10 protein-coding genes are annotated in these 8496 nt (G+C 78.6%); 4 read left to right on the top strand and 6 right to left on the bottom strand.

The window, feature by feature from the left end; translation table 11 throughout:
- Together AB6N23_RS15790 and AB6N23_RS15785 are read right to left on the bottom strand one after the other, a co-directional pair.
- Nucleotides 1-837 (bottom strand): thiamine pyrophosphate-binding protein (locus tag AB6N23_RS15790; protein ID WP_412866950.1); only part of this gene is annotated, 837 nt, incomplete at its 3' end.
- A 63-nt stretch (nt 838-900) separates the two neighbouring features.
- A complete protein-coding gene (locus AB6N23_RS15785) occupies nt 901-1860 on the bottom strand; it encodes an o-succinylbenzoate synthase (RefSeq protein WP_412866949.1) in 960 nt (319 codons plus the stop codon).
- 67 nt (nt 1861-1927) lie between these two features.
- Between AB6N23_RS15785 and AB6N23_RS15780 the strand changes: the two genes are divergently transcribed.
- Nucleotides 1928-2911, top strand: coding sequence for a 1,4-dihydroxy-2-naphthoyl-CoA synthase (locus tag AB6N23_RS15780; RefSeq protein ID WP_412866948.1), 984 nt, complete (start codon nt 1928-1930; stop codon nt 2909-2911).
- A gap of 41 nt (nt 2912-2952) precedes the next feature.
- Here the strand turns inward: AB6N23_RS15780 and AB6N23_RS15775 are convergent, their stop codons facing one another.
- Together AB6N23_RS15775 and AB6N23_RS15770 are read right to left on the bottom strand one after the other, a co-directional pair.
- Nucleotides 2953-3171, bottom strand: coding sequence for a hypothetical protein (locus AB6N23_RS15775; RefSeq protein ID WP_412866947.1), 219 nt, complete (start codon nt 3169-3171; stop codon nt 2953-2955).
- 183 nt (nt 3172-3354) lie between these two features.
- Nucleotides 3355-4467 carry a DUF3048 domain-containing protein gene (locus AB6N23_RS15770; RefSeq protein ID WP_412866946.1) on the bottom strand — a complete coding sequence of 371 codons (1113 nt, stop codon included), beginning with the start codon at nt 4465-4467 and terminating at the stop codon, nt 3355-3357.
- Between the two features lie 178 nt (nt 4468-4645).
- Here AB6N23_RS15770 and menE point away from each other — a divergent pair, with 178 nt between their 5' ends.
- Entirely contained in the window at nt 4646-5824 is a 1179-nt protein-coding gene (menE, locus tag AB6N23_RS15765) for an o-succinylbenzoate--CoA ligase (protein WP_412866945.1), read from the top strand.
- Between the two features lie 62 nt (nt 5825-5886).
- Nucleotides 5887-6756 (top strand): 1,4-dihydroxy-2-naphthoate polyprenyltransferase, encoded by an 870-nt coding sequence (locus AB6N23_RS15760; RefSeq protein WP_412866944.1) that lies wholly within the window; start codon nt 5887-5889, stop codon nt 6754-6756.
- 27 nt (nt 6757-6783) lie between these two features.
- Here the strand turns inward: AB6N23_RS15760 and AB6N23_RS15755 are convergent, their stop codons facing one another.
- Nucleotides 6784-7104 carry a DUF4229 domain-containing protein gene (locus AB6N23_RS15755; RefSeq protein WP_412866943.1) on the bottom strand — a complete coding sequence of 107 codons (321 nt, stop codon included), beginning with the start codon at nt 7102-7104 and terminating at the stop codon, nt 6784-6786.
- Nucleotides 7105-7226: 122 nt separating this feature from the next.
- On the opposite strand from AB6N23_RS15755, the gene AB6N23_RS15750 reads away from it, so the two are divergent.
- Nucleotides 7227-7577 (top strand): PLDc N-terminal domain-containing protein, encoded by a 351-nt coding sequence (locus tag AB6N23_RS15750; RefSeq protein ID WP_412866942.1) that lies wholly within the window; start codon nt 7227-7229, stop codon nt 7575-7577.
- A 55-nt stretch (nt 7578-7632) separates the two neighbouring features.
- Here the strand turns inward: AB6N23_RS15750 and ccsB are convergent.
- Nucleotides 7633-8496, bottom strand: an 864-nt coding sequence (gene ccsB / locus AB6N23_RS15745) for a c-type cytochrome biogenesis protein CcsB (protein ID WP_412866941.1), incomplete at its 5' end; no start/stop codon positions are given.

Here is an 8496-nt window from a genome sequence, read left to right as displayed (position 1 = left end):
CGGCACGGGTCCGCGGGCGCGGCGCGCGGGCCGCCCGGACGGGTCGGCGGGCTCGGCGGCCGCCACGACGGGCAGGACGCCGGTGACGAGGTCCGCCGGCTCCGCGGGCACGTGCCGGGCCGCGACGTGCGACAGCCCGGCCTCGGCGGGCACGGGCCACGGCGCGTCGTCGGGCACCAGCGGGTCGCGGTAGGCGAGGTCGAGGTGCACCGGACCGGGGTCGCCGGAGCGCGCCCCGGTGGCGGCCGCCACGGCGCGCGAGACGACCCGGCGCAGGTCGCGGTCCTCGCCCGGGCGGCCCGTCGGCGCCGGCACGTCGACGGCGAGGCGCACGGCCTCGCCGAACAGGCGGGCCTGCTCGGTCGTCTGGTTGGCGCCGGTGCCCCGCAGCTCGTGCGGGCGGTCGGCCGTGAGCAGGACCAGCGGGAGGCCGGCGTGGTGCGCCTCGAGCACGGCGGGGTGCAGGTTCGCGACGGCGGTGCCCGACGTCGTCACCACCGCGACGGGCCGGGGGCCCGCCGGCACGGGCTCGCCGGCGCGGGCGGGGTGGCCCGACGCCTTCGCGAGCCCGAGCGCGAGGAAGCCGGCGTCGCGCTCGTCGATGCGCACGTGCAGGCGCAGCGCCGGGGCGCCGGACGGCCGCTCCTCGTCGGGGCGGGCGGCGTCCGCGAGCGCGTACGCGAGGGGGGCGCTGCGTGACCCGGGCGCCAGCACGACGTCCCGCACGCCGAGGGCCGCGAGCGCCTGCACGAGGACGCGCGCCGCCTCCGCCGACGGCGGCCCCGGGCGTGGGGCGGTGCGGGGGGCGTCGTCGGGGCCGGGCGTCACGGCCGTCATCATGCCCCAGCCCCGCTCACGCCTGCGCCCGGTGCGGAGCGGTGCCGCCGACCCGCGGACCCGTCACCGCGCGGCCCGGACGGCGGCGAGGCGGCCCTCCCAGCGGGCCGTCAGGCCGAGGTCGGCGGCGGCCGCGGCGACGAGGTGCGGCGCCGGCGCGGGGCGGCGGACCTCGATCGCTCCGTCGCGCGGCAGCAGCGGGTCGTCGACGAGGTCGGCCGCCAGCAGCTGGGCGGTCGCGAGCCCGCACGCGTAGGGCAGCTCCGGCAGCGCGGCCGCGAGCGCGAGGCCCGCCGCCAGCCCCACGGACGTCTCCAGCGCCGACGACACGACGACCGGCAGGCCCAGCTGCTCGGCCAGCCGCAGGCACGCGCGCACCCCGCCGAGCGGCTGCACCTTGAGCACGACGACGTCGGCGGCGTGCCGGCGCGCGACCGCGAGCGGGTCGTCGGAGCGGCGCACGGCCTCGTCGGCGGCGATCGGCACGTGCGTGCGCCGGCGCAGCGCCGCGAGGTCGTCGACGCCCGGCACGGGCTGCTCGGCGTACTGCAGGCCGCCGGCTGCGCGGTCGAGCGCGGCGAGCCGCGCGGCCGCGGTGTCGACGTCCCAGGCCGTGTTGGCGTCCACGCGGATCGCGCCGTCCGGGCCGAGGGCGTCGCGCACGGCCTCGAGCCGCGCCTCGTCCTCGCGCGGGTCCTGCCCCGGCTCGGCGACCTTGACCTTGGCGGTGCGGCAGCCGCGCGAGCCCGTGACGATCCGGTGCGCGTGCTCGGGCCCGACCGCGGGGACGGTCACGTTGACCGGCACGTGCGTGCGCACCGCCGCGGGCCAGCCCTCGTCCGCGGCCTCGCGCGCCGCGCGCCACCAGCGCACGGCCGCGGCGTCGTCGTAGTCCCAGAACGGGCTGAACTCCGCCCACCCCGCGTCGCCGCGCAGCAGCACCCCGTCGCGGCGGACGAGGCCGCGGAAGCGGGTGCGCAGCGGGACGGACCACACGCGCACGTCGTCGGGACCCGTCGGCATCCGCCCAGGCTAGGTGGCCGCCGGGACCGCCGCCGGACGTGCGGCGCCGCGCGGCTAGGGTGGCCGGGTGACCGCACCGGCCTCCCCGGCACCCCTGCCGGCACGCGTCTCCGACACCTTCGACCCCGCGCGCTGGCGCACCGTCGAGGGGTTCGAGCACCTCACCGACATCACCTACCACCGCGGCCACGCGCGCCCCACCCCGGCCGAGGCCGCCGCCGGTGCGACCGCGCGGGACCTGCCCGTGGTCCGCGTCGCGTTCGACCGGCCCGAGGTGCGCAACGCGTTCCGCCCGCACACGGTCGACGAGCTGTACGCCGTGCTCGAGCACGCGCGCACGACGTCCGACGTGGGCACCGTCCTGCTCACCGGCAACGGCCCCAGCCCCAAGGACGGCGTCTGGTCGTTCTGCTCCGGCGGCGACCAGCGCATCCGCGGGCGCGACGGCTACCGGTACGCCGAGGGCGAGACCGCCGAGGCCATCGACCCGGCGCGCGCGGGCCGGCTGCACGTCCTGGAGGTGCAGCGGCTCGTGCGGACCATGCCGAAGGTCGTCGTCGCGCTCGTGAACGGCTGGGCCGCGGGCGGCGGGCACTCGCTGCACGTCGTCGCGGACCTCACCATCGCGAGCCGCGAGCACGCGCGGTTCATGCAGACCGACGCGAACGTCGGCTCGTTCGACGGCGGGTACGGGTCCGCGCTGCTCGCGCGGCAGGTGGGGCAGAAGCGGGCGCGGGAGATCTTCTTCCTCGCACGGGAGTACTCCGCCGAGCAGGCGTACGCGTGGGGCGCCGTGAACGACGTCGTCGACCACGCGCGGATCGAGGAGGCGGGGCTGGAGTACGCCCGGGTCGTCGCGACGAAGTCGCCGCAGGCGATCCGGATGCTCAAGTTCGCGTTCAACCTGGCGGACGACGGGCTCGCGGGCCAGCAGGTCTTCGCCGGCGAGGCGACGCGGCTGGCGTACATGACCGACGAGGCCGTCGAGGGGCGCGACGCGTTCCTGCAGCGGCGCGACCCGGACTGGTCCGGGTTCCCGTACGCCTACTGAGAGGCGGCGGACGCCGCGCGGAACCGTTGTCGGGGGGCGGGTCAGCCCTCGGAGGCCCAGGACGCGAGGTCGACGAGCGTCGCCAGGACGGCGCCCCCGCCGACGAGCAGCGCGACGAGCACGAGCCCGGCGAGGACGACCGCGACGGCGGAGCGCACGTCGTGGGAGTCCCGGGCGGACGGGCCCGGGCGGCGGTCGCGCGGCGCGAGGCGGGGCGCGGGACGGGGGGACGGGAAGCGGTGCGGGGCGGTGGTGGCCATGGACCCAGCGTCCGCCGGGCCGGGGCCCGCACGCGTCGTCCCGAGGTCTCGTCCGGGCGCACGCGGGGTGGGTCCCCGGGTGTCCCGCCGTCCTCCCGGAGGACCACGCCGCGGACCGGTCGTCCGCCCGGGGTCTGCCGCCGGTCGGGGCGCCGACCCGGACCACCGCGGGCGGCGCGGACGTCAGGAGACCGTGAACGACCCGGTGCCGGCGGGCACGAGCTCGACCCACGTGTTCCCCGGTGCGAGGCGCGCCTCGGAGCCGTCCGCGTGGAACAGCCGCAGCGGCTGGTCCGCGGCGTCCTTGCGCCAGCGCACGGCCACGGACCGCCCGCCCGTGGCGACGACCGCGTCGCCCTCGCCCACGAGCTCGTAGGTCGGCACCGGCGCGCCGCCCTGCGCGCCGAACGGCGAGTTCGGGTGCGGGGCCGTGACGGCGACGACGTTGACGGCCGACAGCTGCGCACCCGTCGCGGCGTTCGCGGGCGCGGAGCCCTCGTACCGCAGCCACGTGCCCGTGCCCTCGTCCCACGTCCACGACGGGTTCGACTGACCCGACAGGCGGAAGGCGAGCCGCGTGGCCGGCGTGCCCGCGGCGACCGCGGCCGCCTGCTCCGGCCGGCGGGCGAACGCGAACTGCTCGGCCGGTGCCGTACGCCCCGGCTCGGCGATGCCCCACCACGTGGCCGGGCTGCCGTAGACGTTGTGCGGCGCGGACCGGCCGCGCACGCGGTACAGGCCCGGCGCGCCCGCGTCGTGCGAGACCGTCTGCAGGCCCGAGTCGGCGACGAGGTCGAGGATGCCCGGCTGCCCGCCCGAGTAGACGAGCATGCCGGCCGTCGGCGCGAGCACCAGCGGGTCCATCGGCCGCACCGAGCGGATCGGCCCCACCTCGTCCGGCACCTGCGAGTGGTAGACGGCGATGAGCCGCGACACCTCGAACTCGACGACCGTCTCCCAGACGACGTCGGCCTGCTCGAGGCCCGACTGGGGCCGGGCGACCGCGGTGTTCTCGATCTTCACGGCGAGCGCGGGGCGCGCGTCCGGCGCTCCCGCGACGCCCGTGAGGGGCCACGTGGGCGGCACCTCGGGCGCGGGCACCGGGGCCTTGGCGGGCGCGATCACGGGACGCTCCGTCTCCACGACGGGGTCCGGCGTCGTGGTCGCCGGGCTCCCGCACGCCGCGACCGCGAGCGACACGCCCACCGCGAGGAGGGCCGCCGCGCGCGACCGTGCGGTCCTCGCCGCGCCGGTCCGAGCCGTGCGGGCCGGTGCCGTCGCCGTCGTGCGTGCCATGCGTGCTCCGATCCTCGGGCGGCCCCGCGCCGCGTCGTCCCGGTCCCCCCGCGGGCCCCCGCCACGACGTCCGGGCGCCGCGCCCCGGGGCCGTCCGGGCGGGTGCGCCGGGACCGCGCGACACCCTACGCCCGACGGCACGCGGGACCGGGGAGCCACCCCGGCCTAGGCTGGGCGCGTGGACCGACCGCTGCGCGACGTCCCCGCGCACGCGGGGTCCCTCCAGGCATCGCTGCCCGCGGCCCTCGCCGGCGACGGCCCCGCGGTCCGCGCGCTCGACCCGCACGACCCCGTGGGCGCGGGCACCGGAGGCGCCGCGCGCGTCCCGGACGGCGTCGCGGTCGTGGTGCGGACGTCCGGGTCGACCGGCCGCCCGCGGGACGTCATGCTCACCGCCGACGCCCTGCGCGCGTCCGCGGACGCCACCGCCGCCCGCCTCGGCGGCCGCGGGTCGTGGCTGCTCGCGCTGCCCGTGCACCACGTCGCGGGCCTGCAGGTCGTCGTCCGGTCCCTCCTCGCCGGCCGGGAGCTGACCACGATCGCCGACGGGCCGTTCCGCCCGGCGCTGTTCACCGACGCCGTCGCCCGCCTGCGCGCCACCGAGGGGCCGCACCGCACGTCGCTCGTGCCGACGCAGCTGCTGCGCGTGCTCGAGGACCCCGACGCCACCGCGGCGGCCCGCTCGCTCGACGCCGTGCTCGTGGGCGGTGCGGCGTCCTCCCCCACGCTGCTCGCCCGCGCCCGCGAGGCCGGCGTCCGCGTCGTCACGACCTACGGCATGACCGAGACGTGCGGCGGCTGCGTGTACGACGGCCGGCCGCTCGACGGCGTCGAGATCGCCGTCGACGCCGAGCAGCGCGTGTCCCTCACGGGGCCGGTGCTCGCGGCCGGCTACCTCGGCCGGCCCGACCTCGACGCGACGACGTTCGTCGACGTCGGCGGGCGCCGCTGGCTGCGCACCGCCGACCGGGGACGGTTCGACCGGGGTCTCCTGCACGTGCTCGGCCGGCTCGACGACGTGCTCGTCACCGGCGGCGTCAAGGTGGACCCGCTCGCCGTCGAGACGGTCGTCGCCGCGCACCCTCTCGTGCGCGAGGTGTGCGTGGTCGGGGTGCCGGACCAGCACTGGGGGCAGTCGGTCGTCGCCGTCGTCGTCACCGAGGGCGGCGCGCAGCCGTCGCTCACGGAGCTGCGGTCGTCGGTGGCCGCCGCGCTCGGCCCCGCCAGCGCGCCGCGGCAGGTGCTCGTCGTCGAGGCGCTCCCGCTGCGCGGCCCCGGCAAGCCCGACCGGCGCGCGGTCGCCCGCACCGCGACCGCGCTCATGACGCAGCACCCGCCGCGCCCCGGCGCGTCCTGACGACGACGTCGTCCCCCTCCCCGTCCACCCGGGCCGCCGGCCCGCGCACCCGCAGGAGCACGATGGCCACGACGTCCGACTGGATCGCCGGCGCACGTCCGCGCACGCTGCCCGCCGCGGTCGCCCCCGTGCTCGTCGGCACGGGCGCGGCCGCCCAGCTCGGCGACGCCCGGATCGGCCGCGCGCTCCTGGCGGCGGGCGTCGCGCTCGCCCTGCAGGTGGGCGTCAACTACGCCAACGACTACTCCGACGGCGTCCGCGGCACCGACGTGGACCGCGTGGGTCCGATGCGTCTGACCGCGTCCGGCGCGGCCCGGCCGGGGCAGGTGCGCGCCGCCGCGTTCGCCGCGTTCGGCGTCGCCGCCGTGCTCGGCACGTGGCTCGTCGCGCTCACCGGCGAGTGGTGGATGCTCGCCGTCGGCGCGCTCGCCGTCGTCGCGGCGTGGACGTACACCGGCGGGCGCAGCCCCTACGGCTACCGCGGGCTCGGCGAGGTCGGGGTGTTCGTGTTCTTCGGCCTCGTCGCCACGCTCGGCACGACGTACACGCAGGCCGGCCGCCTGTCGTGGCCGGCCTGGGTGGGAGCCGTCGCGATCGGGCTCCTCGCCTGCGCGCTGCTCATGGCCAACAACCTGCGCGACGTGCCGACGGACGCACTCGTCGGCAAGCGGACGCTCGCCGTGCGGCTCGGCGAGCACCGTGCGCGCCGCGTCTACGCCGTGCTCGTCGTCCTGCCCGTGCTGCTCGCCGGGGTGTGCGCGCTGGCGAACGGGTGGGCCATCGTCTCGCTGGTCCTGCTCGCGCCCGCGATCGTGCTGGCCGTGGTCGTCCTGCTCGGGGCGCGGGGGCGGGCGCTCGTGCCCGTGCTCGGCGGCACGGGTGCGCTCGAGCTGGGGCTCGGCGTGCTGCTCGGGCTGGGTCTCGCGGTCTGACGTCCCGGCGCCGGCGGTCCCGGCGGCTCAGGCCGGGTCGCGACGCGCCGCTGTGCCGGTGCCGTCGGTCCCGGGGTCCGCGTCGGCCGCCTCGACGACGGCGTCCTCGGCCGCCGCGTCGTCGGCCGCGCGACCCGTCGCCCGCCCGGCCCGGCGCTGCTCCGCCCGCTGCGCCAGGTGCAGCGCCGCGGCGTCCCGCGGGCCCGCCAGCAGCACGTACGACAGCCCCCACGCCAGGAACGCGGCGAGCAGCGGCGCCAGCCACGACCGCATGCCCGCCCACCACAGGACCGCGGTGGTGACGGCGAACAGGGCGAGACGCAGCACGGAGTAGACGAGGACGGGCACACCACCAGCGTAGGTCGCCGCGGGCGCCGTCGGGGCACGGGTCCCGCCCGCGCAGGACCCTCGCGGCTCGCCCGTCCCGCGCTCGGGACGGCGTCGCGCCGGACCGCGTCTACGCTGAACGGGTGCTCAGGTACCTGCCCTACCTCGTGGCCCTCGCGCTGGCGATCTACTGCGTGATCGACGTGCTGCGCAGCGACGAGCGCACGCGCCGCGGCCTGCCCACACCCCTGTGGCTCGCCCTCGTCGTCCTCGTGCCGCTCGTCGGGCCCGTCACCTGGCTGGTGCTGCGACGCGGCGGCGACGGCGCCGGCCCCGCCCGGCGCCGACCCACGCGTCCCGTCGCCCCGGACGACGACCCGGAGTTCCTCCGCCGGCTGGACCAGGAGCGCCGCCGTCGTGAGCGCGAGTCCGGCGGGCCCGCGGACGGGGCCGAGGCCGACGACGCCGCGGGAGGCGACCCCACGCCCACGTGACGTCGCGGGCCCCGCGCGCGGGGCAGCCGTGCAGCCACGTGCGGCGTCCGGGCCGTCAGAGCCCCGAGTACGAGTGCTTGCCGTCGACCAGCAGGTTGATGACCGTGAAGTTCGCCAGCACGACCGCGTACCCGACGTAGACGAAGTAGGCGGCGCGGCGCCCGCTCCAGCCGCGCGTCGTGCGGGCGTGCAGGTAGGCGGCGTAGACGACCCACGCGACGAACGTGCCGACCTCCTTGGGGTCCCAGCCCCAGTAGCGGCCCCACGCGTGCTCCGCCCAGATGGCGCCGCCGATGAGGGTGAACGTCCAGAGCACGAACGCCACGGCGTTGAGGCGGAACGACAGCGCCTCGAGCCGGCGCGCGTCGGGCACCTGCTCGAGCCACGCGAACCGCGGCCCGGTGACGGCGAGCGGCGCGAGCCACCGGCGCAGGCCGTCGCCGCCGCGCCACGGCGTCGTCAGGTGCGAGCGGCCGGTCGCCCGCGCGTCCCGCAGGACCTGGAGCACGGCCGTGCCGAACGCGACGGTGAACACGCCGGTCGCGAGGATGGCCACGCCGACGTGCAGGACGAGCCAGTAGCTCTGCAGCGCCGGCTGCACCTCGTCGGCCTGCACGTGGAACACGAGGAGCGCCAGCGCGAGGCCGAGCACCGCGATGCCCATCACGAGCACGCCGAGGAACGCGATGGTCCGGCGGCGCTGCACGACCACCAGGACGGCGACGGCGACGAGCACGCCGACGACCGCGAACTCGTACATGTTGGCCGTCGGCCAGCGTCCCGCGGCGAGACCGCGCGTCACGACGCCGGCGAGCAGGATGACGAGCCCGACGAGCGTCGTCGACCGCGCGATCCCCTCGGCGCGGGAGCGCCCCGCCGGGGCCGGCCCGGCGGGTGCGGCGGCGTCGGCCGCCACGGG

Source organism: Cellulomonas pasadenensis, from assembly GCF_047229365.1.
Lineage (GTDB): Bacteria > Actinomycetota > Actinomycetes > Actinomycetales > Cellulomonadaceae > Cellulomonas.
This window is presented reverse-complemented; position numbering and strand designations above follow the sequence as displayed.

Bases quoted from the DNA above. Each gene is read 5' to 3' on its own strand.
- AB6N23_RS15760 (WP_412866944.1), top strand. From the start codon at position 5,887: ATGGCCACGACGTCCGACTGGATCGCCGGCGCACGTCCGCGCACGCTG.
- AB6N23_RS15785 (WP_412866949.1), bottom strand. From the start codon at position 1,860: ATGCCGACGGGTCCCGACGACGTGCGCGTGTGGTCCGTCCCGCTGCGC.
- AB6N23_RS15775 (WP_412866947.1), bottom strand. From the start codon at position 3,171: ATGGCCACCACCGCCCCGCACCGCTTCCCGTCCCCCCGTCCCGCGCCC.
- AB6N23_RS15770 (WP_412866946.1), bottom strand. From the start codon at position 4,467: ATGGCACGCACGACGGCGACGGCACCGGCCCGCACGGCTCGGACCGGC.